Genomic DNA, 25076 nt, shown 5'->3' with positions numbered 1-25076 from the left:
ACAGCATAAAGGTCACTTATCTATACTGTCTTCCAAAACCTTCTAAATAAACTGTTTCCCAAACTGCTCTCTGAACGCCTCATCACCCAATTCAAGACGTTGCGCATAGATCGCCTTAGCATCTTCTCCAGCGACATATCTCAGCTGCTTTTTGCCGTCTGTAGCAGCCTCGTATACTACTTCTGCAATTTGCTCAGGTGTAGAAGCGGCTTCCATCATTCCTTCCATTTTAGAAAAAAGAGAGTTCGTCATCTCTTCGTAAGCGGGGCTGGATGCTGAATCCAGAGAGCGGCTTACAAAATCGGTTTTGATTCCACCGGGAGAAACGGTCTTAATATCAATTCCCAACGCATTAAGTTCAAATGCTAAGCTTTCACTCCAGCCCTCAAGCGCCCATTTGGTAGCATGATAAGTAGAACCCAAAGGAAATGTAACCAGTCCTCCTATAGACGTTGTAGAAATAAACATTCCTTTTTTCTGTTCTCTGAAATAAGGGATAAAAGCCTGTGTAACACGTATTACTCCTAATAAATTTGTATTAAGCTGTTTTACAATCTGATCATCAGAAAGTGCCTCCAAAGGTCCTATCAATCCATATCCTGCATTATTATACACTACATCAATGTCTCCAAGCTCCAAAGCTTGTTTTACGGTAGATTTTATCTGCTCCGGGCGGGTAACATCCAGCGGAAGTACAGTTACATTCTCCAAAGCGGCAAGATCTGCTGCTGCATCAGGATTTCTCATCGTAGCAATTACTTTCCATCCGTTATTTTGAAATAATTGGGCAGCTGCTTTACCTAATCCTGTAGAAGCACCTGTTATAAAAATTGTCTTCATTTTTCTTGGTTTAAAATTACAGGACAAAGTTCAGCATTAGAACCAATGCAGGAGTTGCCAAAACGGGGTAAGCTGTAGCCAAAACGGATTCTTTAATACATTTGTTTTTTGTAAGTTTGCTACCATCTATTTTTATGGCAGAATACATTCTTGAAAACATCAATATCAGTACACTTTCCGTATATGATCTGCTGAAACATACCGCAGACAGCGCATTTATTGGAATAAGGGATTTTCGTGAGATCTATCCCGCTGCAATTGAAAACAATTCAGGGACCTTTACAAAACACTCTACCCTGCAGGACTATCCAGTGGTTACCATCAGTAAAATAGGCAGCTCATTAATCTGCTCCTGCACCTGCGACAGCTCCCATGGCCAGCTTTGTTCCCATCAGGCAGAGATCATCCACTGTATAATTGAGAATAAAAATTTCCGGCTTTTTTTTGATGATACACTCCGTAAAAAGACAATTCTCCCTAAAGCCAAAGGATACGGCCTTGAAAATGAACCGGATCTGGATCAGTATTTTCAGCTGGATTACACCGATGGCAGCATTGAAATACTTCCCAGAATAAAAGAAATGCTTCCCGTGGAGGATGTAATGCTTACAGGAGATCTTCTTCCCAGGCTTCCGTCTAAACTGGAAGAGCTGGCATCACTGGAAAGTACCAAAAAACAAATACTTGTCATTGGTAAGCACCGTTATTATAATCATATGACCTTCTCCCTGATGAAGGCGGAAATAACGCAGACAGGAAAAATAAAGAATCCCGTTACTCCTGTAGATGCCATGTCCCTGATTTGGAAAGCAGAGAAGCCGGCAGATATCAAATTTTATACTGCCATTACTTCTTTCCAGAATAATTATAATGAAGATTACAATCCTTCTGAACTGGAAGCTCTAAAGCGTATTGTACAGAATCCTCTTGAATTGGAGGTCTACTATCACGACCGGGAAATTGCAGAATCCGTTTCTGCAAAGTCACTTTTTCAGGTTGAATTAAACACTTTAGATGCGGAGATTCAACTATCTGTATTTAAGAAAGATCCGTTTTTTGAAATAACCGGAGAACTGTACTTTAACGATACTTCTGTTCCCTTTAAAAACATCATCCTCAGAAATGAGTATTTTGTCTATAAGCATAACATTTTCAGCTTTGTAGAAGATCCGGACATGCTGAGAATCATCCGGTTTTTTAAAGCTAATAATGAGATCCTGCTGGTTCATTCTTCAAAATATGAGGCATTTATGCAGGGAATTCTCTCTAATTTAGAAGAACGTATTCATATCAATTACAGCTACATACAGCCCGCAACAAAAGTACAGCTTAAAGACAAGAATTATCAGACTGAAAAAGTCATTTATCTCCGTCAGCAGGAAAATTATATAGGAATTACTCCCGTTATGAAATACGGTGATATAGAAGTTCCTGTCTATTCCAGAAAGCAGCTTTTTGATACGGATCAGAATGGAAATCCATTTAAAATAGAAAGAGATGAATCTGCAGAAGCACGCTTTACCTCTGTAGTAATGCAGCAGCATCCTGACTTTGAAGAGCAGATGGACGGCTATCAGTATTTTTATCTTCACAGAGATAAGTTCCTGGATAACAACTGGTTTCTTGATGCATTCGAGACATGGAGAAATGAAGGGATCATCATACTCGGATTTAACGAACTGAAAAACAATAAATTAAACCCTCACCGCGCTAAAATCAATATCCAGATCACCAGTGGGCTGGACTGGTTTAATGCCCAGCTAAAAGTAAGGTTTGGTCCTAAAGAAGCTTCTCTGAAGCAGCTTCACCGTTCGATTCGGAACAAAAGCAAATTTGTTCAGCTGGATGACGGCAGCACAGGTATTCTTCCTGAAGAATGGATCGAAAAGATATCGGCTTACTTCCATGCAGGAGAAATTGATGAAGAGCTCTTAAAAATTCCTAAAATCAATTTTACGGAAGTTGCTTCGCTGTTTGAGAAAGAAGTTCTGAGCCATGAGGTTCAGGAAGAGCTCAGCTTTTATTCCGCAAAGTTTTCCAAAGTAAAAAAGATTCCGGAAACAGCTGTTCCTGATGGACTGAATGCTGAACTCAGAGATTATCAGCATGACGGACTGAACTGGTTAAATTTTCTTGATGAATTCAACTTCGGAGGATGCCTGGCTGATGATATGGGTCTGGGTAAAACCATTCAGATTATTGCTTTTATTCTTTCTCAGAGGGAAAAACGAGGCCATACCACCAATCTGGTTGTAGTTCCCACTTCCCTGCTTTTCAACTGGCAGGAAGAGATCAGCAGATTTGCTCCTTCCATAAAAGTTCTGCTTCATTATGGGGCAGACCGGCCGAAGACAGCAACTCATATGAGCGATTATGAAGTTATTCTTACCACCTACGGAATGCTTCTTTCTGACAGTAAGTTTCTGAAAAATTTTAAATTCAATTATGTATTTCTGGACGAATCACAAGTTATTAAAAACCCAAATTCAGAACGATATAAAGCCGCCCGTCTTCTTCAGTCGCGAAACAGGATTGTACTGACCGGTACACCTGTCGAGAACAGCACTTTCGATCTTTACAGCCAGCTTTCCTTTGCCTGTCCGGGATTGCTGGGAAGTAAACAGTATTTCAAAGATATTTATGCCATTCCGATTGATAAATTTGAATTCAACAAACGCGCCGCAGAGCTTCAGCAAAAGATAAAGCCATTTATCCTCAGAAGAACGAAAAAACAGGTGGCCAAAGAGCTTCCGGAGAAGACAGAAACGGTAATCTACTGTGAAATGAATGCAGAACAGCGTAAAATCTACGATGCGTACGAGAAAGAACTTCGAGAGTTTATTGCAGCCCATGATGACGATGACCTGAACCAAAACAGCATGCACGTTCTGACAGGCCTTACAAGGCTCAGACAGATATGTAATTCCCCTGTTCTTATGAAAGAGGGATATTCCGGTGAAAATGCCGTTAAAATCGAAATTCTGACGGAGCAGATCCTTGGCAAATCAAAAGATCACAAAATTCTTGTTTTCTCTCAGTTCGTAGGAATGCTTGATCTTATAAAAGCAGAACTGGAGCGTCACAGCATTCCGTTTGAATATTTAACGGGCCAAACGAAAGACAGAGGCGAAAAGGTAGCAAATTTTCAAACAAATGAAGATATCCGCCTATTTCTGATCAGCTTAAAGGCTGGAGGGGTCGGTCTTAATCTTACTGAGGCAGATTATATCTATCTGGTAGACCCCTGTTGGAATCCTGCCGCTGAAAATCAGGCTATCGACCGAAGTTATCGTATCGGACAGACCAAAAATGTAATTGCCGTAAGGATGATCTGCACCAATACCGTTGAAGAAAAAATTCTTGCGCTTCAGAAAAAAAAGAAGGAGCTGGCTCAAAATCTTCTTACCACCGACGGAAAAAAACTTCTGGGACTTTCTAAGCAGGATCTCATGGATTTGCTGAAATCCGGCGAATAGATCGCAATCTTTGAAAAATTGTAACGTTTCTACCCAAAAAAAACCGACAGGTAAAATGACCTGTCGATTAAAAAACAAAAATTGATATGGATATGATTTAGATATGATGTGTCTATTTTTTAATAATTTTTTCTGTAGTAACCTTCTGATTTTCAGTCTTAATTTTAATCAGATAAGTTCCCGGAGCAAAACGGTCCACAGAGACTTCCATAGAATTACCTTCCAGCATTTTTTGTCCAGACATATTGTAAATCTCATATTTTTCCAATGGCTCTTTCATCTTGATTGTGAAGGAATTTGATGTAGGATTCGGATATAGCTGAACGTTGGTTGAACTGTTTTTGAAAACTTCTGACGTTGAAAGATTTTCAGGCTGAATTGCAACGGTATAATCTTCCACCTGGCCAATAAACCACCCTGAAGGGCACGGAAGATTCTCCAAAGTCCCCATCCATGAATTGGATTCATACGCTTTTACAAGTCTGAAACGGGTGTTCCCAAGCTTAGCTCCAGCGGGAATGGTAATATTACCTGTGGTAACTCCGGACTGCTGGCCAGGAACCGGATTGGAATTATCCAGATAGCCCAGGTTAAATATCTCATCAGCATCAAACTGATTATTATGGTTTAAATCAATATAAGCATAGGCTGATACAGTCGCCTGGCCATGGGTTCCTCCTGTGACTGTTATCGGATAGGTATTTCCGCGGTTTACATTGAAAACAGTTGCCGTAAAATTTTCAAGAACATCAGAGTTCCCGTCAAGCACGCTGTTTTTAACGGTTCCTGCAAATTCGACAGTGCTTATTTCGCTTACAGTAAGACTCGTAATATTTTCAGTACCACAGTAAGGAGCGGGAAAATTGGCGGAATTTCCAATGATATTGACCGTGTAATCTTCTGCCTGTCCTGCTCTTAAGCCCGTATCGCAGGCTGAACTGATAGAATTAGCTGCAGAAGGATTGGAATAAGCCTGAACATTGGTATTTTTAAGAACCCTCATTCTTGTACTTCCATTCGCTGCATTGGCAGGAATTGTTATCGTATTGCTTATTGTAAAAGCATTGGCTGGGTTGGCGGCTTCCAGCCTTCCGATGGAAAAGCTTTCTCCCGCATCGTCAAAATTTCCATTTTGATTAAAATCTATATAAACAACTACATCACTTGGAAATGTGCTGGAAGGGCCTTTCACCGATATCGGATAAGAGCTTCCCGGTTGCAGATCTGTAGATATTGCCGTAAAATTCTCATAAATTTGCGCATTTCCGGATTGAACGGAAGATGTATTATTAATAGTACTGAAAGTTACGTTACTGATCATGTTGCTGTCTGCTCCATACTGAAAAGCGGGTGTACAATATTGGAGCTGTGCATTGATCAGCGAGGCCAGTACAAGACCTGAAAGAGTAGTTATTTTTTTCATTTCTTCATTAAATTTCTTGAGACAAATTTATATTTATTTAGAATGAATAAAAATAACACAGTGATGACATTTGTCAGTTTAGCAAAAATAGACACTTACGAACTTTTAAATAAGCATCAAATAATTTGATTGAAGAGTAGATAATCAATCTGTTATACGATAAAAGATCCTTCTCAAAATTTTACCTTTAAGAAAGATCTTTTTATTATCATCATTGAAATCTAAGGTATTTTATCTTTTCAGCTTACATTTTCGATAAGAACTGCAGAAGCACCTCCTCCTCCATTACAGATGGCGGCAATTCCAAATCTTCCTTTTTCCTCGCGCAAAACATTCACTAAAGTGGTTATAATTCTGGCACCTGAAGCACCAATCGGATGGCCCAGTGCAACGGCTCCTCCGTACACATTTACCTTGCTGATATCATAGCCCAGAATTTTCTGATTGGATAAGATCACAGAGGAATACGCTTCATTAATTTCGAAAAAGTCTATATCAGTCAGTTTAAGACCAGTTTGTTTTAACAGTTTTTCAATCGCTATGGAAGGTGAAGTCGTAAACCATTCCGGTGACTGGGCTGCATCTGCATAGGCAGCTATTCTGGCCAGAGGCTTAAGATTATGACGTTCCAAAGCTTCAGACGATGCTAATAGTATAGCTGCTGCCCCGTCATTGAGATTACTGGAGTTGCCGGCTGTAAGAGTTCCGTCTGCCTCAAATGCAGGTTTCAGCAGAGAAATTTTCTCCGGGATCAGTTTGTCAATATCTTCGTCTCTGTCAACAATTGTAATTTCTTTTTTCTTTTGGGTCTTTACCTCGATTACTTCACTATTGAATTTACCATTTTTGGCTGCGTCCTGAGCTCTCTGGTAGGAAAACAAAGCGTAATCATCAAGCTCCTGTCTGGTAAGTCCATATTTTTTCACTCCCAATTCGGCTGCGCTTCCCATGTGGAAATCATTATAAACATCCCATAGCCCGTCTTTAATCAATCCATCGGTGAGGTTAGTATCTCCCAGCTTATTTCCCTGGCGGAGCTTTACATAATGAGGAACATTGCTCATGCTTTCCATTCCTCCGGTCATGACAATATCTTCCCACCCAAGCTGAATCTGCTGAGCTCCGATCATTGCTGATTTCATACCGGATGCACAGACTTTGTTGATGGTTGAAGCGTCTTTATCAACCGGAATATCAGCAAAAATCGCAGCCTGTCTTGCCGGTGACTGTCCAAGCCCTGCACTCAGTACATTTCCCATATACACACTGTCTATATGCTCCGGGGAAAGAGCAATGCCTTCATAAGCATTCCGAATGGCAAGAGCACCCAGCTGAGGTGCTGTAAATGCGGAAAGGCTTCCCATGAAACCACCAACAGGAGTGCGCTTAGCTGCTACTATAAATACTTCTTTCATAGTTTTCTGTTTTACAATATACCGATCAGTATATTTTTAATTAAAAAAAATCCCTTCTATTTCTTCGGGGATACAACAAAGATAAACAAAATATACCAATCGGTATATTAAAGTAAAAAAAAATCTTACCGGAGCGGTAAGATTTTTTAATTTATGCCCTGCTTAACTGATCTAATTTTTTCAGGAGCGTAGGAATTCTGTAACTGCCATGCATCTGTTCAACTTTTAGCTGAATTTCATCTACATTCATTCCTTTTGCTGTAACAAAAAGCGGTGTTTTACTTTCTCCACGCAATACCCTTCTGCGCTGGGAATCCGGCGTTGTGAATTCATTTTTGGCAATCCCGACGATAGGATACTTTTCTTCCAATTCAGTATAAAGGTGTCCTCCCAAACCAATTTTCCCGTCATTATCTAAAGTAACATAACCATCAACAACAATGATATCTCCGGGCCTTAAAGTAATTTTCTTCAGCAGGCTTACGATACAGGGTAATTCTCTCTTATAAAAAGCTCCGCTTTCATATTCTGAACTCACGGGAATCTGCTCTATAAAAGTTTCCACTTCATTTTCAGATGACCAGTCCTCAAATGCAATACACACGGTATTAGCATAATCTTCATAATAATAGGTATCAAACGCGTAAATCATATAGTTCTTTTAAAAAACTCACCGAAATGCCACAAAATTCCGGATGGATCATGAACAAAACATTCTTTTCCCCAATCCATCTTTCTTACAGGAGTAAGTCTTACATTTTCGTATTTATCCGTAAGTTCTAAAGACAAAAGTTCTTTCCAGAATTCATCAGTATCTGCAACTTCCATAAATACCATGGTATTGTCAACCCAATCTTTTGTGTAATAATCCTGGAGATAAAAGCCAATTTCTTCACGGGTAAAAAGTGATAATTTAGGTTCGAGAATAACTTCTTCAAATCCCAGATCCCTGTAAAAGTTTCTGCTGATTTCAAAATTCTTTGCGCCGATAAATGGTCTGATGGATTTCAGTTTTGGTTTCATTATCTTCTGTTTTATCAATTTTTGGGGCTTCTGTTAAATTCACTTAATCCTTATCGGGGATTAAAAACCTGTTAAGGATCAGGCCAGCCCCAATAAAACCGTTGATTATTTTCTGTCCACAACAATTCTTTCTTCTCTGTTGGCAATATCCCAGGCTGTAGTAAAGATAAGCTGCGTTCTTTTTTCCAGGAGCTGATAATCAATCTTTTCAGGGTCGTCGCCTGGCTTGTGATAATCTTCATGAATCCCATCAAAGAAAAAAGCTACAGGAATGTTATGCTTGGCAAAATTATAGTGATCCGAACGGTAGTACAATTGTTCAGGGTCATTCAGATCATCATATTTATAATTAAGCTCAAGGTTGTTGGTTCTTTTGTTAGCGGCTTTGTTAATTACTTTAAGCTGGGAGCTTAACATCTCAGAACCAATTACATATACGTATTGCTTTCCTCTGTTGGCTGGATCATCTCGTCCGATCATATCAATATTAAGATCCACAACTGTATTGGCTAATGGGAAAACAGGATGTTCGGAATAGTACTCTGAACCAAACAAACCGTGCTCTTCCCCTGTGACATGGAGAAACAGAATAGATCTTTTAGGTCCTTTTCCTGCTTTTTTAGCCTGCTGGAAAGCTTTGGCAATTTCCATTACAGCTACAGTTCCGCTTCCGTCATCATCTGCTCCGTTGTAGACTACTCCATTCTTTGTTCCTACGTGGTCATAGTGTGCAGAAACTACAACAATTTCATCTGGTTTTTCGCTTCCTTCGATGAAAGCCAATATGTTTTCGGAGTCAGGAAGATTGCCTCCTCCTCTCTGCTTCATAAATTCAGAGGGTACTTTCTGATAATACGATCCTAAGGCTTTAGGTGCGGAAATACCAAGATTTTTATAGTAATTGATCATATACTCACCCGCTTTCTTCTGTCCTTTGCTTCCTGTATCACGTCCTTCCATATCATCTGCCGCAATCACGTACAGATTTTTCTTTAAATCTGCTGCGTTGATCTCTTTATAGGCATTGTTAAATGCTTTACTGTGCTTGGTAGATACAGGATGGGAAGTATTTCCATTGGATATGTTTGCCGTTCCACAACTGGTCATCACAGCCATGGCCAATAACGGGATAAGTATTTTTTTCATAAAGAATAAATTTCTTAAAAATAACAAATTTTATTGAATAGCAGCATCATTACAACCAACAACACAAAGTGAAATCCATAACAAATCTAACAATTTGTTAATTTTAAATTAAATATGATATTGAATTTTTATTATATTTGATTAAAATACAAAATAGGTGGATAAAATTTACGGATTTACTCATTATTCCTTTTTCACGGAAATGTCCGAACTGGCAGCCAGGCACGGAAGCTTTGATCTTTCTCTGGGTCTTCCGGATTTTGATATTGATGAACGTCTTACTGTATTTTTAAAGGAAGCTGCTGACAACGGCACCCATCACTACGAACCGCTTGCCGGTAATCCCCTGCTGATTGAAAGCATCATACGTTTCAATGCCAAACGGGCAAACAGCATTTCTGTTACCCATAAAGAAATTACAGTGGTTCCCTGTGCAACCTTTGCTTTATATACTTCCCTGAAATCAATTCTTAATCAGAGTGATGAAGTAATTATCATCCAGCCTTCTTATTATACTTATGCTCCTGCAGTCGTAATGAATGGCGGGATTCCGGTTTATTATGATCTAGAAGCAGATTTTGCCATCAACTGGGAAGTTTTCAAAAGCTGCATAAGTGAAAAAACCAAAGCTGTTATTATCAATTCTCCTCAGAATCCGACGGGAAAAATATGGAAAAAGGAAGACTGGCATCAACTTTATGAACTGATTAAAGACCGAGATATTTATCTGATTTCCGAAGAAATATATGACACGTACTGCTATGATGAGGCAGAACATTACAGTTCTTTTATTCATCCTGAACTCAGGGAAAAGACTTTCTGTATTTTTTCTTTTGGAAAAATGTTTCATACTTCCGGATGGAAAGTGAGCTATATGCTTGCTTCTGAAACTTTAACAGCAAAATTCCAGTGTCATCAGCAGTATATTTCTTACAGCGCAAACGCTCCGGCACAGTATGCAATCGCTAAGTATCTTGATTTATTTGATCCGGTAATTAACAAAAGGCTCATGCAGCAAAAGAGGGATATTTTTAATGAGTTGATTAAAGAAACGCCTTTACAGGTAGAACAGAAATCGGAAGGGAGTGTTTTTCAGATTGTTAATTTCAGGAATATTTCTAAAACAATGACAGATGTGGAATTTTCAAAATGGCTTACGATTGAGAAAAAAGTTTCATGCCTTCCTCTTTCTGCCTTTTATCATTCAAAAAACAATTCTGATTATATAAGGTTTAGTTTTGCGAAGAAAGATGAGCTGATTATTCAGGCTCTGGAGCATTTGAAAAGGAATCTTTGATGTTTCTGCTGTTGTTTTTCCCCACAGACCGCACAGATTTTCACAGATGATTATGGATATTTTATTTGTGCAGGTTTTATTTTTAAGGATAATCAATAAAAAAGCACCGCCAGGGCGATGCTTTTCTAGTATTTTTTGATTGATTTTAAAGAGCGAGTACTCTTACATCAATTCTTCTGTTTTTTGCTTTGCATTCGTCAGTATCATTTGCTTCACATACAGGATGCTGCGAACCGTATCCTTCGGCTTCTATTCTGTCTGACGCAATACCCAGCTCAAGCAATTTCAATTTTGCTGTCTGTGCTCTCAAATTGGACAATTTAAGATTACTGTCTTCGTTACCGCTGTTATCTGTATAGCCGCCAAGCTTTATTTTGAGATCAGGATAGGCATTTAATATCTCAGCCAGCGTATTCAGCTGAAGAGCAGATTCTGCTTTAAGATCACTTGAACCTGTTTCAAAATATAGATTTTCAATGGTATACCATTTATTCGGATCCAAAGCAGATTTATCTTTTTGCTTAACTGCATTATAAAGTTGGTAAAGCTGACTTCCGTCTCCAATGGCAATTGTTTTTCCTCCGTTCAGTTTTATTTTCTGAATATTTCCTGTTTCATATACAAAATCTCCGTTTTCATTAAGGTGGCCTTTTATTTCTCCCGGAACGGCAATAATTGTTTTTGTATCTCCACTCACACCTGTTACAGCACCTGAAATCCCAGTAAGACTTTCAATTTTTGCCTGTCTGTTCGCTTCTATTTTATCTTTGTGTAAAACGGCCAAAGTAGGTGCAATCACTAAGGAAACGATGGACATCAACTTGATCAGAATATTCATGGACGGCCCTGATGTATCTTTAAAAGGGTCTCCCACGGTATCTCCGGTTACAGATGCTTTATGAGGTTCTGAACCTTTGTAATACGTTTGTCCATTGATATCCACGCCTTTCTCAAATGATTTTTTTGCGTTGTCCCAGGCTCCTCCTGCATTATTCTGGAACATTCCCATCAAAACCCCACAAACGGTGGCTCCCGCCAAGAATCCTCCCAATACTTCCGGTCCAAAGATAAATCCTATTAACAAAGGTGAAATGATTGCAATAGCACCAGGCAGCATCATTTTTCTGATGGAGGCATCGGTTGAAATAGCAACGCATTTTTCATATTCCGGCTGTGCTTTTCCTTCCAGAATTCCCGGAATTTCACGAAACTGTCTTCTTACTTCTTCCACCATAGCCATAGCCGCCTGTCCTACTGCTGTAATGGCCAGCGATGAAAAGATAAACGGAATCATTCCGCCAACAAACAGCCCTGCAAGAACATCTGCTCTGTAGATATCAATACCGTCAATTCCTGCAATTCCTACAAATGCAGCAAATAAAGCCAGCGCCGTTAAAGCTGCTGAGGCAATGGCAAATCCTTTACCTGTGGCTGCTGTTGTATTTCCCACAGCATCCAGGATATCTGTTTTTTCACGTACTTCTTTAGGAAGTTCACTCATCTCGGCAATACCTCCGGCATTGTCTGCAATAGGACCAAAAGCATCAATGGCAAGCTGCATTGCTGTAGTAGCCATCATTCCTGCGGCAGCAATAGCCACTCCATATAGTCCGGCACATAAGTAAGAACCATAGATCCCTCCTGCAAGGACAAGAATCGGGAGTAAAGTAGATTCCATTCCTACGGAAAGTCCGCCGATAATATTGGTTGCATGGCCGGTAGAAGACTGTCTTACAATACTGGAAACAGGTCTTTTGCCCATTGCAGTGTAATATTCCGTAATTATACTCATTAAAGTTCCTACTACCAGACCTACCATGATGGCTCCGAACACTCCCATCTTGGTAAATTCATGGCCTCTGAGAACCATTTTTTCTGGTAATATGTACGTTACAAGAAAGTAAGATGCGATGGCCGTAATGACGATGCTTCCCCAGTTTCCAAGGTTTAACGCGTTCTGAACACTGGAAGTGGACGAACCTTCATTATCATTAATTTTCACAAATAACGTTCCGATCATCGAAAAAATAATTCCTGTTCCTGCGATCAGCATTGGTAAAAGAATTGGGGCAAAACCTCCGAAAGCATCATCAGAAACAGTCTCTCTACCCAATACCATAGTGGCCAGAACCGTTGCTACATAAGATCCGAAAAGGTCCGCTCCCATTCCCGCAACGTCTCCTACATTATCTCCTACGTTATCTGCAATGGTAGCAGGGTTTCTCGGATCATCCTCGGGAATTCCGGCTTCTACTTTACCTACAAGGTCGGCCCCTACGTCTGCAGCTTTTGTATAAATACCGCCGCCTACTCTCGCGAAAAGCGCAATGGATTCAGCGCCAAGAGAAAATCCGGTAAGAATTTCAATGGTTTTTTCCATTTCATGGGAGTCTACTGTAGCTTCCGGTGCAAAAATCTGCTTAATGATCAGAAATAAAGCTCCTAAACCAAGAACAGCCAGCCCCGCAACCCCCATTCCCATTACAGAACCTCCTGTAAAAGAGACTTTAAGAGCCTTGGAGAGTGAAGTTCTGGCGGCTTCAGCAGTTCTCACATTTGCTTTGGTAGCGATTTTCATCCCGATGAATCCTGCTGACGCAGAGAAAACAGCTCCTATAACAAAGGCAATTCCGATACTCCAGTGTGAGTTGGCGTTTGTAGATCCCATTACGGCCAATAAAATAGCAACCACAACAACGAAGTACGTTAAGATTTTGTATTCAGCCTTTAGAAAGGCCATTGCACCGTCTGCAATATGGCCGCTGATGATTTTCATTTTTTCATTTCCGGCATTCTGTTTATTGACCCAGTTGCTCTGAAGAAATGTATAAAGCAAAGCTACGACACCAAAAACTGGCACTAAAACAAATAGATCCATAGTTTATTATTTTATATTAATAATTGAGATTAGCCTTATAAATATAATGAAATTATAAACACTTAATAAAATTCATTAATAATAATCTATTATTTTGTAAATTTGTTTATCACCATGATTTGAATTAATTATTTATGAAAAGGATATTATACACTATTTTTTTATGTGCAGTTATAAGCAGCTGCCAACATAATATTCCCAAAGAAAAAGCTGAAATACTTTATTTTGGGGGGCCTATTCTCACAATGGAAGATTCTTCTCCCCAGGTTGAAGCTGTTGCAGTTAAAGAAGGCAAAATACTTTTTACCGGAACAAGAACCGAGGCCGAACGTTTTTCCGGGCCAGCTACTAAAATGATCCATCTAAAGGGAAAAACGCTTCTTCCAGGATTTATAGATGTTCATGGGCATCTTACTTCAAGAGCAGGAACTATGGATGCAGTTGATCTGTCTCCGGAACCGTATGGCACTGTAAATTCGATCCAGGATTTGCAGATGAGGATTAGAAGCTATATTAAAGACCATACAACTACAGATGAGCAGCCAATTATCGGAAATGGTTATGATGATGCGATTATGACAGAACACCGTCATCCAACAAAAGCAGAACTGGATGCAATAAGTAAAACCAATCCCATTATTGTTATCCATGCTTCCGGACATGCCAGCGTAGCAAACAGTGCAATGTTACAACTTGTTGGAATAACAGAAACCTCAAAAGACCCTGAAGGAGGACACATCGGAAGGGATAAAAAGACAGGAAAACTGAACGGAAAACTGGAAGAGAATGCAAGCTTTACTGCATTATTAACCTTAACCGAGAAAATGAGTAAAGGTCAAGATACCGAGGCTCATGCGATGGAAAATCTGATGAAAGCCCAGGATGAATGGCTCAGCTATGGGCAGACCACTATCTGTGATGGGAGAACTATGGGAGAAAGCGTTGCTCTGCTGGAAAAAGCAGCCTCCCGGCACCTTTTTAAAGCTGATATTGTGTACTTTCCTGATTACGAATATTTCAAAAAGAATTTCAGCAGTTTCAAGCCAAAGTATATGAAGTATGAAAATCGTTTGAAACTGGCAGGGTTCAAATTTTCGGATGATGGTTCACCGCAAGGAAAAACGGCATGGCTTACCCAGCCTTATTTTGTTCCTCCAGAAGGTCAGTCCAAAGATTACAGGGGATTTCCCATCTTCACGGATGAAACGCTATATAACGATCTGAAAATACTTTTTCAACATCATATAACCGCGCAGCTTCATGTAAACGGGGATGCTGCAATTGATCAGGCTATACGGGTTATTAAAAGATTAAAAGATGAGAATATTTACAGTCCGGAACTGCGGGCAACATTAATTCATGTACAGAACAGCCGCCCCGATCATATTCAAAAGATAAAAGAATTAGGGGTAATTCCTTCTTATTTTTCCACTCATGCTTATTTATGGGGAGACTGGCATTATTCAAGTGTTTTCGGTCCTGAGAGAGCAGCTTTTATAAGCCCGGCCAATTCAGCATTAAAAGCAGGAATTACATTTACTATTCATCATGATGCCCCGGTTACACCACCAGATCTGATTACTGCGGTATATGCAGCGGTGAACAGAAAAACGCGTTCAGGAATGATTTTAGGACCCCATGAAAGAATTTCTCCGATGGAAGCTTTAAAAGCAATTACTATTAACGGTGCGTATCAATTGCAGGAAGAAAACAGAAAAGGTTCTATTAAAGCAGGTAAAATAGCGGATTTTGTTATTCTGGACCAGAATCCTTTAACGATAAGCCCTGAAAAGTTAAGAGATATTAAGGTTCTTGAAACCATAAAAGAAGGAAATTCCGTATACAAAAGAAACTGAGTCGGTTGATACAGAATAAAACAGTCATAAAAAAAGCAGATGAAATTCATCTGCTTTTTTTATGCTTTGGAAGGAAAGTCTTATCCTCCGAATTTATCTGCATAGTCTGTTTGAGAAGCTTTGATCACTTTTCTTGCGTGCTCAGCTCCGTACACTTCCTGGATTCTGCATTTTGCAGGCTCATCCGGCAGGTTTTTATACGTAAGGAAGTAGTGCATTAACCTTCTTACTTCAGCTTCCGGTAATTCAGCAATATCTCTGAAGTGTCCGAAAGCATGGTCATTGATCATTACCGCGACAATTTTATCGTCAGCTTCACCACCATCAATCATTTTGAATCCTCCGATTGGAATAGCCTCCATCAATAGACCTCCGGCGTGGATGTTGTGAGAACTTAAAACACAAATATCAAGAGGATCATGATCTCCCATCGTAACATCAGTGGCTCCTGATTCTACGGCAAGTCTCATCACTTCTTTATCACAGTATGTTCTTGGAACAAAACCATATAAAGCAGGGATAATGTTAGAAAATTTCTGCGGTCTGTCTACCTTTAAATATCCTGTTTCTTTATCTACTTCATATTTAATAGTATCTGAAGGAACAATTTCCACAAATACGTTTACAACATTTGGCGCATCTTCTCCTGCAGAAATTCCGTGCCATGGATGTGCTTTAAAATTTGGAATCATTATTTATCTGTTATTTTTTAAGTTATTATTAAAATTTCTTTTCTTAGATCTTCTATAGTTTCAGCGATATAATCGTTGCTTTCCATATAATTCATGATGAAAACTGTTTTGAATTCATCCAGCTGAACCTCTCCTTTCAGTCCGTCATAGGTTGTATGCAGTAAATCTATAATGGCGTTTTTTGACTCTACTATATTCTTCCATGAATTTTTTGTGATGTATAACTGCTGTGATGAGTTATATTCAAATTCTTCATTAATGGCTTTCTCTGTAAGGAAGATAAACTCATGAACGGCAAGACCTCTGTCAAATCTCTGAATAAGGTTTGAAGGTTTTATTCTGTCCAGAAACAAGGTCATTCTTTCGTAGGAATGCGCCTTATTCTCTGAATTTGATTTCACGCTAAGTAGTTTGATTTCCTGGTTTTTAAGGGTAATGTACGAGTGTACAAATTGTCTTAGCAAAACCAAAAAAGGAATTGCAATAATCAATGCAAATGCATAGGGTAAATATCCTGAAAGACTCGTCATAATTTTAGACTGCAAAATTACTAATTATTTTCCGTCTTCTAAAGAGTTTTTAAAGATATCCACTCTAGAACTTTGTATATAGACCAGTGCCAGTATAATGATAAGATAATAGCCGAGCATCATTCTGTTTACCAGAGAAGGAAAAACAAGAAACCTCAGCATTACCGTTATATATATAATAGCGAAAAATAAGACCTGTGCCTGATTCTTTTTGCTGTGAAGAGAAAATTTGTTCGCCACAATAATCACAATAAAAATCAGCAAAAGCGGAAAAAAAGAAGTATTAAATTCCAGCATTATTTTACTTTTAATAAATTGAATATACTCTGAAAACGAAAACGGATCCGGATTTGAAACAGGATAAATCTGAACTTTTGTAAACTGATTCATAAAAAGCGTAGACCAGGCGACCTGATTAAAAGCCTGTATCAAAGCGAAGGAAAGAAACAGATATCCATATGATAATAATAAAGGAGCTGTTTTCACCTCAAGCTTATTTCTGTAAAGATAAACAAGACCATACAGGAATGTATAGAAAATGAAATATTCAGGTCTTGTAAGAATACACAGCATGGCAAAGATCCCTGCAAGAAAGAAATTTTTTCTGATTAAAAATACATAAAAACTCAAAAGCAGCAGCAAACATGATAAAGTATCTGCAGAAACATGCCTTGTGGATTCCGGAAGAGGCTTAAACATCGAAATTAAAATAACGATAATAAAGGCTAAACTATAATTTTTCAGGATTTTAATTAAAAAGCCGAAAATTAAGATCAGGATAAGGACATAAGAAATAATAGAAATTAAAGAAGTAGAGGCAGATGCGCTGAAACCCAGTTTAAAGAACGACCAGTTGATAAAGTTATAAAAAGGTTTTACCACAAAAAGCTGTAATTCTTCCTCGTAAGCTTTGGGATTTTGTGAGATAATTTTATAATACGTACTCTCCCCCTTCGCTACTTCTTCCACCATGGGATCCACAGGACCTAAACCGGCAAAGTCGGGATTCTTTTCCCGCAGTTCATCATATACCTTCTTATGAATTTCTTCAATCTTCATATCGGGATACTCTGTTTTATAAATAAGCCCCATATATGCTTCCATATCAGTGTTGTAATAATGGTGGGTATACAGGTAGTATGACATGAAGCATACGTAGATTGAAAATATAAAGACAAGAATATTTCCCCTTTTTTTCATACATGGTATTATAAGAATGCAAATGTAAAAAAACTATCTTTTTAAATCCGTATTCTAATAAAAAGCTTTTATAAGAAAGCCAGAACTTCTGTTAAAGTTCAAATAATGCCGGCCTCTGGGTCACTTCATGGTAGCAGACACTATTTTCATCAAAAAAATGATAGACAAGACTTTTTCTTGTTCTGGTTTTGTCTGTATGGGGCTCTCCTCCATGAAGAATATTGGCATGCCAGATTAGTAAATCTCCTTTTTTAGCTTTAAAGATTTCTTTTTTCAGGCCGAGCTCTTTTACTTTATCCTCAAGAAAAGCTTCATATGCTCTGTAACTTTTCTTACCGATCTTCAGGGCTGTACCTTCGTTATCGTAATCAGAATTCAGGAAATACGGGAGTTTATGGCTTTTAGGAATGTAATGCAGCGCTCCATTGGTTTCATCCACATCTTCAAGTGCGATCCAGACTCCCAGTAATCCACCTAATGGATACGTGGTCATATGAATACTGTCCGAGTGCGTTTTTTGCTGGCTTCCGTTAATGAAATTGATACTTTGAAATAGCTTAGATTTTCCGTCCAGTAAAACAGATAAAAAGTCCAGCAATTCTTTATCGCTTCCTATGTTTTTAATGATTTCTGAATGATGGATGGCGAACATAAGCTTTCCCCCATAAATAAATTTCAGTGTCCCGTCCTTCATCAGCTTATCAATTTCGGTGTTGATTTGATCTGCAGCTTCCGTTGTGATGAAGTTTCTGAGAATCATATATCCACGGTCATCATACTGAAGAGCACTTTCTTTATTTTCTTGTGTCAGTTTCTTAAAAAAAGGAGTTTCTGTAAGTTTTGCATAATTTACTTTTCTATCGCTGGCAGGAAGGTGGGCAAAATCTTTACTTGAAATACTTGAAAAATAGCTCTTATTGATTCCGTATTTTTTATACAATGGAATATTATGCTTCAGTTTACTCTTTTTAAACAGGTTATAAAGCATGTATGATAGTTTGTACTGACGAATCTGTTGTAACATAGCTGTTTTACTAAGGATGTTATAAAGGTAAGGATTATTACTTAATTAGAACCAATCTAAACAATGCTTTTCATCATAAAAAAAATTTTCCTCTGATGATAAGGCTTCCTAATTTTTTTAAAAGATTCTTTTTTGAATTTTCAATAATTCCGTAAGGTCTCAGTTCCGGGCGGAATCCTCTGAAAAACTCTTCAATATTGGGCAACTCTCCTCCTTCAAAATCAAAAATATGAGTATTGATATTTTCCTTAAGTAGATGATCAATCAACACAGAAGCACCTGATAATTTCACATAATCCTTATCATTAAAATTGCCCAAAAGTGCCACCATATTGCAGTCTGTATAGGTAGCTATAACGTTGATAATTCTATTTTGGTAATAAAAAGCAGTGAATTTCAGATAATTCACTAGATAAAAACTTTCAAAAATCCTCATGAATTCACCCAGATCATTATCTTTACTAAGCCCTATGGTATTGGCCTCGATAAAAGCTTTTCCTTTATCAAAGGAGATAGTTTTAATCTGTGATTGTTTCAAAACTTCTTCACTCAGTCTTAATTTTCTCTTCCTTTTGGGAGAATATCTGGCATAAACTTTTTCGTAAGTATCAGGATAAAGTATAAAGTTCTTTTTGATCCTGATCTTTGTCCGGAGCTGGTTTGCATCATTAAACGGATATGCTCTGATCAAATAATTTGTCTCCAGATATTCTAAAAAAGCCTCATTGAGATCAATATTATCTTTTCGGGAAAAAACACCGAGCTGCTGACAAAGTTTTGGATTATGAACGATTTTCAGTCCATATTTCCTGACAAAAGGTACGGGCATTACAGCCTCATAATCTTTATAAACAAGAAGTTCCCAGGGCATTGTTGACGTAGTATCTAAGAAATCTTTTGTAGCAGAATATTTTCTTTGTTCGGAATTTTTTAAACACTGAGCATATTTTACAAAATCAATTTCATGGTATTTTAATCTTCTAATCATAATAATCCAGAGTCCGAGAAGCTGAAGTAGGAATCCTGCGTAACAATAATATGGTCCAAAAGCTGAATATTTAGAGTATTTCCGGCCTCTTTTATTTTTTGTGTAATACTGACATCTTCACGGCTCGGCTTTAGACTTCCGGAAGGATGGTTGTGGGCAATAATGATACCTGTTGCAAAATGATCCAGTGCGGTTTTGTACAAAACCCTTACATCTACAATAGACTGGCTTATTCCTCCGTGCGTCAATTGTGACACATGGATTACCTTATTGTTATTATTCAGTAAAATAGCCCAGAATTCTTCTGTTCTTAAATCTGATAGCTGATTTCTTAGAACCATATACGCATCATTACTGTTACCGATGATTGCTTTTTCCGGAATTTGCTGTACTGCCCTCCTTCTACCTATTTCTAAAGCTGAGATAATTGAAATCGCTTTTGTTTCTCCGATGCCTTTGAATTTCATCAAATCTTTGGCGGAAAGGAGGCTCAACTGGTTCCAGCTGTTATTAACCGAAGCTAAAATTTTTCTTGCCAGCTCCAGAGCATCTTCCTCTCTGCTTCCACTGCCCATAATAATCGCCAGCAGCTCAGAATCAGAAAGAGAGCTTTTGCCTTTCTGCAAAAACTTTTCTCTGGGTCTGTCATCTTCTGCAAGTAGTTTTATGGCCATGGGAAAAAATTTGAGATGAATTATCAGTTAATAGAAAGCATAGAGAATTACAGGTTTGGTAGACTTATCAAGGTATTTTGCTGATGCTTTCAGAGCATTTTCAGAAAGCATCGGACATCCTAAGCTCAGACACGCCGGAACCTTGGATTCTACATCCGGAATACAGCCGTAAGAATGCAGAACGATGGCTCTCTGCATAGCGTTACTGTTAGTAGGATCAACGCCTTTTAAACGATATGCTTTTCCGAATTTTCCTATATAGCTTTCTCCGATAGCATATTTTCCAAGAGAAGACTGGTAGGATCCTTCAATATTACTGAATTTCAAAGCATCCGATTTCGGAATTACAGAACCTGAACCATGAGACACTACAGCCTGCTGTACGATGACATTCTTTTCCAGATTATAGATGAAATAACGGTATTTCCCGGAAGGTATCTTAAAGTTGATAAAAACAGCCAGTTCCTGATTGTATTCTTTTCCTTTAATATAGTTTTTGATTTCCGAGACTTTAGCCTGAGGCAGATTTAATGAGTTCAACTGCTGGGATTCAGCTTTTGAACAGGAAATTAAAATTAAAAAAAGAAAAATAAAGTGTTTCATCATCTGGTGCTGTATACTTTTATTCTATGATCATTCCATCTTTCATTACTAACTTGCGGTCTGTAATTTCTGCAAGATTTGGATTGTGCGTTACAATGACGAAGGTTTGGTTGTATTTGTCTCTAAGATCGAAAAACAGTCTGTGAAGATCATCCGCGTTCCTGGAATCCAGGTTACCTGTAGGTTCATCTGCAAAAATAATTTTGGGAGAGTTGATTAAAGCTCTTGCTACAGCTACCCTTTGGGCTTCCCCACCGGAAAGCTGATTGGGTTTATGATTCAGTCTTTGTTCTATTTTTAAATCTTCAAATAAGGCATACGCCTTTTCAATAGCCTCTCTTTCGTTGGCTCCGGCTATTTTTGTAGGCAGCAATACATTTTCCAGTGCCGTAAACTCCGGCAGCAGCTGATGGAACTGAAATACAAAACCAATATTCTGATTTCTGAATTTTGAAAGCTGCTTATCATTCATATTAATAAATGATTCTCCTGCTATTTCAATCTCAGTATCATATTTGTTTGACTGGGTAGGATGGTCCAAAGTTCCTAAAATCTGAAGCAATGTAGACTTACCTGCTCCTGATTCTCCTACGATAGAAACCACTTCACCCATTTTGATATGAATATCAACTCCTTTCAGTACTTCTAAATTCCCATACGATTTATGGATATTTCTTGCTTTAATCATGATTCAAAAATAGTGATTTGCATGCAAATAAAAAACCGCTTTTTCAAGCGGTTTATATTTTATTTTAGTTTTACTCCCATTAGATGATTCTAACCTATTTACATCAATCTTTTTTGTTAATTTTTTTAATTATTTCGTGCTTATTTTTTGTGTAAAAATTTATAAAGGCTAAGTGTTTTCTTTTCAGAAGTTCGTATTCCTCAATCTATATGTTTCTTAAAAATCCTATAAGTGAGGCAGAAACCTGCATTTTAATTTACAGAAAGCAAAAAACCTCCCAAGCGGGAGGTTTCAGTATTTTTAATCCAGAAAATTACAGTAACAATGTTAACGGATTTTCCAAATAGGTTCTTAATGTCTGTAAGAATTGAGCCCCTGTAGCACCGTCTACTACTCTGTGGTCACAAGCCAATGAAAGTTTCATGGTGTTTCCAACTACGATCTGACCATCTTTTACGATTGGCTTCTCAATAATTGCTCCTACTGAAAGGATTGCAGAGTTAGGTTGGTTGATGATACTTGTAAATGTTTCAATTCCGAACATTCCCAGGTTAGAAATAGAGAATGTAGACCCTTCCATTTCGTTAGCTTTAAGGCCTTTACTCTTAGCTCTTGAAGCCATATCTTTAACGGATGCAGAAATCTGAGTATACGTCATCTGATCTGTATTCTTCAATACAGGAACTACCAAACCGTCCGGAATAGCTACTGCTACACCAATATTGATATTTCCTCTGTGGATGATCTTATCGCCTGCCCAGCTTGAATTGACCTGTGGGTGCTTTCTTAAAGCAATGGCAGTAGCTTTGATGATCATATCATTGAAAGAAATTTTTGTATCAGGTAGAGAATTGATTTCTTTTCTTGCTTCAATAGCTTTATCCATATTGATCTCAACCATCAGATAATAGTGAGGTGCAGAGAATTTACTTTCGGAAAGACGTTTTGCAATGATATTTCTTACTTGTGAGTTTGGAGTCTCCGTATCTTCACCCTGTACAAAGCTGACTGCAGCAGGAGCAGCACTTGCCGCAGGCGCTGAAGCAGCCGGTTTTGCAGCTGGCTGATAATTTTCAATATCTTTTTTAACGATTCTTCCGTTTTCACCAGAACCCTGAACGCTGTTAATATCAACGCCTTTATCCTGAGCCATTTTTTTAGCCAGTGGAGAAATCGCTACTCTGTCAGAAGATGAAGAGCTGGCAGCCGGAGCGGCTTTTTCTTCTGATTGAGCTTCTGTTTTTTGTTCAGCTGGTTTTTCAGCAGGCTGAGCCGCCGCTTTTGGAGCACCTACAGCCGAAACATCTGTTCCTGCAGGGCCTATGATTGCCAGTACTGAATCTACCGGAGCAGCACCACCTTCTTCTACACCCTGCTTCAATAGTACTCCATTGAATTCAGATTCGAAATCCTGTACTGCTTTATCTGTTTCGATCTCAGCAAGAAGATCACCTTCTTTTACTGTATCGCCTACATTTTTGTGCCATTTAGCCACTTTACCTTCTGTCATTGTATCAGAAAGTCTTGGCATTGTAATCACTTCCACTCCTGCCGGAACTTCTGCAGCAGCAGGGGCAGCAGTTTCTGCTTTAGGCTGATCTTCTGATTTTTTTTCTTCAGTTGCAGCAGGAGCAGCAGCTCCGCCTGTCAAACCTGAAATATCTTCTCCTTCATTTCCGATAATAGCTAAAACAGAGTCTACAGCAGCAGCACCTCCTTCTTCTACACCTACGTATAAAAGGGTACCTTCTATTTCAGATTCGAAATCCTGAACCGCTTTATCCGTTTCAATTTCGGCTAAAATATCTCCTTCTTTTACTTTATCTCCTACTTTTTTATGCCATTTTGCCACCTTGCCTTCCGTCATAGTGTCGGACAGGCGGGGCATCGTAATTACTTCTGCCATAATCTATATTGATTTGAGACTCGAGATTTGAGATTTGAGATTTCAGAAATTTCAAACTTCAAATTTCAAATTAATTTTTATTTTTTAGTTTTCTAATTTGTCTAGGAATGGATAATCTTCCTGAGCATACACATACTCATATACTTTTTCAGCATCCGGATATGGAGAGTTTTCCATAAATTCGATACACTCTTCAACGAAGTCTCTTGACTTATTGTCTATGGTTTCCAATTCTGCTTCTGTAGCCCATCCGTTTTCTAAAATTCTGTGTTTTACAAGCTCAATTGGGTCATCATTTTTATGAATAGCAACTTCTTCTTTAGATCTGTAAGGTTCAGCATCAGACATAGAGTGTCCTCTGTAACGGTAAGTTCTTGCTTCAATGAATGTAGGTCCATCCCCTCTTCTAGCTCTTTCAACAGCTTCATAAGCAGCTTCAGCCACTTTTTCAGGATCCATGGCATCTACGGCAAGACAAGGCATTTCGTATCCTAATCCTAATTTGTAGATATCTTCGTGGTTGGCTGTTCTTTTTACAGAAGTTCCCATTGCATATTGGTTGTTTTCTACAACAAATACTACAGGAAGTTTCCAGTTCATTGCCATGTTGAAAGTCTCATGTAAAGAACCCTGTCTTGCAGCTCCGTCTCCAAAGAAACAGATATTCACTGCTTTTCTGTCGAAATATTTATCTGCGAAAGCAATACCAGCTCCCAAAGGAATTTGTCCTCCAACGATACCGTGTCCTCCGTAAAAACGGTGTTCTTTACTGAAAATGTGCATAGATCCACCCATACCTCCGGATGTACCTGTAGCTTTACCACAAAGTTCGGCCATGATTCTCTTAGGATCTACTCCCATCGCCATTGGATGGATGTGGCATCTGTAAGCAGTAATCATGCTATCCTTTGTAAGGTCCATTGCATGCGTAAACCCGGCAGGGATAGCTTCCTGACCGTTATACAAATGTAAAAAACCTCTGATCTTTTGTTTTAGGTAAAGAGAACGGCATTTGTCTTCAAACCTTCTCCACATTGTCATATCTTCATACCACTTCAGGTATACCTCTTTAGAAAATTCTTTCATGTGTTAGCTCTTGCTTTTTTATGATGAAATAGTTGAGCAAAATTATGAAAAAAACTTTGTTTTTATTCTATACATACATAACTTTTCGTTTTTTCTGTAAAATCTATTTGCGGGCTGAACGGATTATTCTTAATTTTCGAGCCTATCCGGGGCTTATAAAACGGCATGTCCACTGTTTTTTTTCTATTTCGAAACAAGGAAAACATTCCTGTTGATCTGGCTTTTATTAAACAATTGAAAGAACTGAAATATTAAAAATTCATCCCATTTTATCCCTCACTTCTTTTATCTTTAATTATTGTTAACATAGCTTTTGGGTATTTTATCCGTT

20 protein-coding genes are annotated in these 25076 nt (G+C 38.4%); 3 read left to right on the top strand and 17 right to left on the bottom strand.

Annotated elements, in window-relative coordinates:
- Nucleotides 1-42 precede the first annotated feature (42 nt).
- Nucleotides 43-840 carry an SDR family oxidoreductase gene (locus BLW74_RS07725; RefSeq protein ID WP_089691241.1) on the bottom strand — a complete coding sequence of 266 codons (798 nt, stop codon included), beginning with the start codon at nucleotides 838-840 and terminating at the stop codon, nucleotides 43-45.
- Nucleotides 841-974: 134 nt separating this feature from the next.
- Here BLW74_RS07725 and BLW74_RS07720 point away from each other — a divergent pair, with 134 nt between their 5' ends.
- Nucleotides 975-4316 (top strand): DEAD/DEAH box helicase, encoded by a 3342-nt coding sequence (locus BLW74_RS07720; RefSeq protein WP_089691238.1) that lies wholly within the window; start codon nucleotides 975-977, stop codon nucleotides 4314-4316.
- A 112-nt stretch (nucleotides 4317-4428) separates the two neighbouring features.
- Here the strand turns inward: BLW74_RS07720 and BLW74_RS07715 are convergent, their stop codons facing one another.
- From BLW74_RS07715 to BLW74_RS07695, 5 genes are all read right to left on the bottom strand, one after another.
- Nucleotides 4429-5739 (bottom strand): T9SS type A sorting domain-containing protein, encoded by a 1311-nt coding sequence (locus BLW74_RS07715; RefSeq protein WP_089691235.1) that lies wholly within the window; start codon nucleotides 5737-5739, stop codon nucleotides 4429-4431.
- A gap of 239 nt (nucleotides 5740-5978) precedes the next feature.
- The gene (locus BLW74_RS07710; RefSeq protein WP_089691232.1) at nucleotides 5979-7154 is read right to left on the bottom strand and encodes an acetyl-CoA C-acyltransferase; all 1176 of its coding nucleotides are present in this window, start codon (nucleotides 7152-7154) and stop codon (nucleotides 5979-5981) included.
- 151 nt (nucleotides 7155-7305) lie between these two features.
- Entirely contained in the window at nucleotides 7306-7806 is a 501-nt protein-coding gene (locus BLW74_RS07705; protein WP_089691229.1) for an endonuclease V, read from the bottom strand.
- On the bottom strand, nucleotides 7803-8177 hold the full coding sequence (locus BLW74_RS07700; protein WP_089691226.1) for a VOC family protein: 375 nt from the start codon (nucleotides 8175-8177) through the stop codon (nucleotides 7803-7805). Before BLW74_RS07700 ends, BLW74_RS07705 begins: the two co-directional genes overlap by 4 nt.
- 105 nt (nucleotides 8178-8282) lie before the next feature.
- Nucleotides 8283-9323, bottom strand: coding sequence for a M28 family metallopeptidase (locus tag BLW74_RS07695; RefSeq protein ID WP_089691222.1), 1041 nt, complete (start codon nucleotides 9321-9323; stop codon nucleotides 8283-8285).
- A gap of 157 nt (nucleotides 9324-9480) precedes the next feature.
- On the opposite strand from BLW74_RS07695, the gene BLW74_RS07690 reads away from it, so the two are divergent.
- Nucleotides 9481-10620, top strand: coding sequence for an aminotransferase class I/II-fold pyridoxal phosphate-dependent enzyme (locus BLW74_RS07690; protein WP_089691220.1), 1140 nt, complete (start codon nucleotides 9481-9483; stop codon nucleotides 10618-10620).
- Nucleotides 10621-10765: 145 nt separating this feature from the next.
- On the opposite strand, the gene BLW74_RS07685 is transcribed toward BLW74_RS07690, so the two are convergent.
- Nucleotides 10766-13498 carry a sodium-translocating pyrophosphatase gene (locus BLW74_RS07685; protein ID WP_089691219.1) on the bottom strand — a complete coding sequence of 911 codons (2733 nt, stop codon included), beginning with the start codon at nucleotides 13496-13498 and terminating at the stop codon, nucleotides 10766-10768.
- Nucleotides 13499-13632: 134 nt separating this feature from the next.
- Here BLW74_RS07685 and BLW74_RS07680 point away from each other — a divergent pair, with 134 nt between their 5' ends.
- Nucleotides 13633-15354 (top strand): amidohydrolase, encoded by a 1722-nt coding sequence (locus tag BLW74_RS07680; protein WP_089691217.1) that lies wholly within the window; start codon nucleotides 13633-13635, stop codon nucleotides 15352-15354.
- Between the two features lie 80 nt (nucleotides 15355-15434).
- On the opposite strand, the gene BLW74_RS07675 is transcribed toward BLW74_RS07680, so the two are convergent.
- The 10 genes from BLW74_RS07675 to pdhA all read right to left on the bottom strand — a co-directional run bounded on the left by BLW74_RS07675 (nucleotide 15435) and on the right by pdhA (nucleotide 24745).
- The gene (locus BLW74_RS07675; RefSeq protein ID WP_089691215.1) at nucleotides 15435-16046 is read right to left on the bottom strand and encodes an inorganic pyrophosphatase; all 612 of its coding nucleotides are present in this window, start codon (nucleotides 16044-16046) and stop codon (nucleotides 15435-15437) included.
- A gap of 17 nt (nucleotides 16047-16063) precedes the next feature.
- Nucleotides 16064-16576: a DUF7935 family protein gene (locus tag BLW74_RS07670; RefSeq protein ID WP_089691212.1), complete on the bottom strand. Its 513-nt coding sequence runs from the start codon at nucleotides 16574-16576 to the stop codon at nucleotides 16064-16066.
- Between the two features lie 24 nt (nucleotides 16577-16600).
- Nucleotides 16601-17776 (bottom strand): hypothetical protein, encoded by a 1176-nt coding sequence (locus BLW74_RS07665; RefSeq protein ID WP_089691210.1) that lies wholly within the window; start codon nucleotides 17774-17776, stop codon nucleotides 16601-16603.
- A gap of 91 nt (nucleotides 17777-17867) precedes the next feature.
- Nucleotides 17868-18800, bottom strand: coding sequence for a phytanoyl-CoA dioxygenase family protein (locus BLW74_RS07660; protein ID WP_089691208.1), 933 nt, complete (start codon nucleotides 18798-18800; stop codon nucleotides 17868-17870).
- A gap of 73 nt (nucleotides 18801-18873) precedes the next feature.
- Nucleotides 18874-19788, bottom strand: a complete 915-nt coding sequence (locus BLW74_RS07655; protein WP_089691207.1) for a hypothetical protein — start codon at nucleotides 19786-19788, stop codon at nucleotides 18874-18876.
- Complete coding sequence (gene radC, locus BLW74_RS07650; protein ID WP_089691205.1) at nucleotides 19785-20462, bottom strand: RadC family protein; 678 nt, start codon at nucleotides 20460-20462, stop codon at nucleotides 19785-19787. The genes BLW74_RS07655 and radC overlap by 4 nt, the downstream gene beginning before the upstream one ends.
- Nucleotides 20463-20489: 27 nt before the next feature.
- Nucleotides 20490-21002 (bottom strand): murein L,D-transpeptidase catalytic domain-containing protein, encoded by a 513-nt coding sequence (locus tag BLW74_RS07645; protein ID WP_228424820.1) that lies wholly within the window; start codon nucleotides 21000-21002, stop codon nucleotides 20490-20492.
- Between the two features lie 82 nt (nucleotides 21003-21084).
- Nucleotides 21085-21753 (bottom strand): ABC transporter ATP-binding protein, encoded by a 669-nt coding sequence (locus BLW74_RS07640; protein WP_089691200.1) that lies wholly within the window; start codon nucleotides 21751-21753, stop codon nucleotides 21085-21087.
- A 313-nt stretch (nucleotides 21754-22066) separates the two neighbouring features.
- On the bottom strand, nucleotides 22067-23659 hold the full coding sequence (locus tag BLW74_RS07635; protein ID WP_089691198.1) for a 2-oxo acid dehydrogenase subunit E2: 1593 nt from the start codon (nucleotides 23657-23659) through the stop codon (nucleotides 22067-22069).
- 84 nt (nucleotides 23660-23743) lie between these two features.
- Nucleotides 23744-24745: a pyruvate dehydrogenase (acetyl-transferring) E1 component subunit alpha gene (pdhA, locus tag BLW74_RS07630; RefSeq protein WP_089691196.1), complete on the bottom strand. Its 1002-nt coding sequence runs from the start codon at nucleotides 24743-24745 to the stop codon at nucleotides 23744-23746.
- Nucleotides 24746-25076: the final 331 nt, after the last annotated feature.

This window comes from Chryseobacterium culicis (assembly GCF_900108365.1).
Classification (GTDB): domain Bacteria; phylum Bacteroidota; class Bacteroidia; order Flavobacteriales; family Weeksellaceae; genus Chryseobacterium; species Chryseobacterium culicis.
The sequence above is the reverse complement of the archived record's forward strand: the minus strand, read 5'-3'. Positions and strand labels throughout refer to the sequence as shown.

Coding starts and splice junctions, on each gene's coding strand:
- BLW74_RS07725 (WP_089691241.1), bottom strand. CDS start 840: ATGAAGACAATTTTTATAACAGGTGCTTCTACAGGATTAGGTAAAGCA.
- BLW74_RS07720 (WP_089691238.1), top strand. CDS start 975: ATGGCAGAATACATTCTTGAAAACATCAATATCAGTACACTTTCCGTA.
- BLW74_RS07715 (WP_089691235.1), bottom strand. CDS start 5,739: ATGAAAAAAATAACTACTCTTTCAGGTCTTGTACTGGCCTCGCTGATC.
- BLW74_RS07710 (WP_089691232.1), bottom strand. CDS start 7,154: ATGAAAGAAGTATTTATAGTAGCAGCTAAGCGCACTCCTGTTGGTGGT.
- BLW74_RS07705 (WP_089691229.1), bottom strand. CDS start 7,806: ATGATTTACGCGTTTGATACCTATTATTATGAAGATTATGCTAATACC.
- BLW74_RS07700 (WP_089691226.1), bottom strand. CDS start 8,177: ATGAAACCAAAACTGAAATCCATCAGACCATTTATCGGCGCAAAGAAT.
- BLW74_RS07695 (WP_089691222.1), bottom strand. CDS start 9,323: ATGAAAAAAATACTTATCCCGTTATTGGCCATGGCTGTGATGACCAGT.
- BLW74_RS07685 (WP_089691219.1), bottom strand. CDS start 13,498: ATGGATCTATTTGTTTTAGTGCCAGTTTTTGGTGTCGTAGCTTTGCTT.
- BLW74_RS07680 (WP_089691217.1), top strand. CDS start 13,633: ATGAAAAGGATATTATACACTATTTTTTTATGTGCAGTTATAAGCAGC.
- BLW74_RS07675 (WP_089691215.1), bottom strand. CDS start 16,046: ATGATTCCAAATTTTAAAGCACATCCATGGCACGGAATTTCTGCAGGA.
- BLW74_RS07670 (WP_089691212.1), bottom strand. CDS start 16,576: ATGACGAGTCTTTCAGGATATTTACCCTATGCATTTGCATTGATTATT.
- BLW74_RS07665 (WP_089691210.1), bottom strand. CDS start 17,776: ATGAAAAAAAGGGGAAATATTCTTGTCTTTATATTTTCAATCTACGTA.
- BLW74_RS07660 (WP_089691208.1), bottom strand. CDS start 18,800: ATGTTACAACAGATTCGTCAGTACAAACTATCATACATGCTTTATAAC.
- BLW74_RS07655 (WP_089691207.1), bottom strand. CDS start 19,788: ATGATTAGAAGATTAAAATACCATGAAATTGATTTTGTAAAATATGCT.
- radC (WP_089691205.1), bottom strand. CDS start 20,462: ATGGCCATAAAACTACTTGCAGAAGATGACAGACCCAGAGAAAAGTTT.
- BLW74_RS07640 (WP_089691200.1), bottom strand. CDS start 21,753: ATGATTAAAGCAAGAAATATCCATAAATCGTATGGGAATTTAGAAGTA.
- BLW74_RS07635 (WP_089691198.1), bottom strand. CDS start 23,659: ATGGCAGAAGTAATTACGATGCCCCGCCTGTCCGACACTATGACGGAA.
- pdhA (WP_089691196.1), bottom strand. CDS start 24,745: ATGAAAGAATTTTCTAAAGAGGTATACCTGAAGTGGTATGAAGATATG.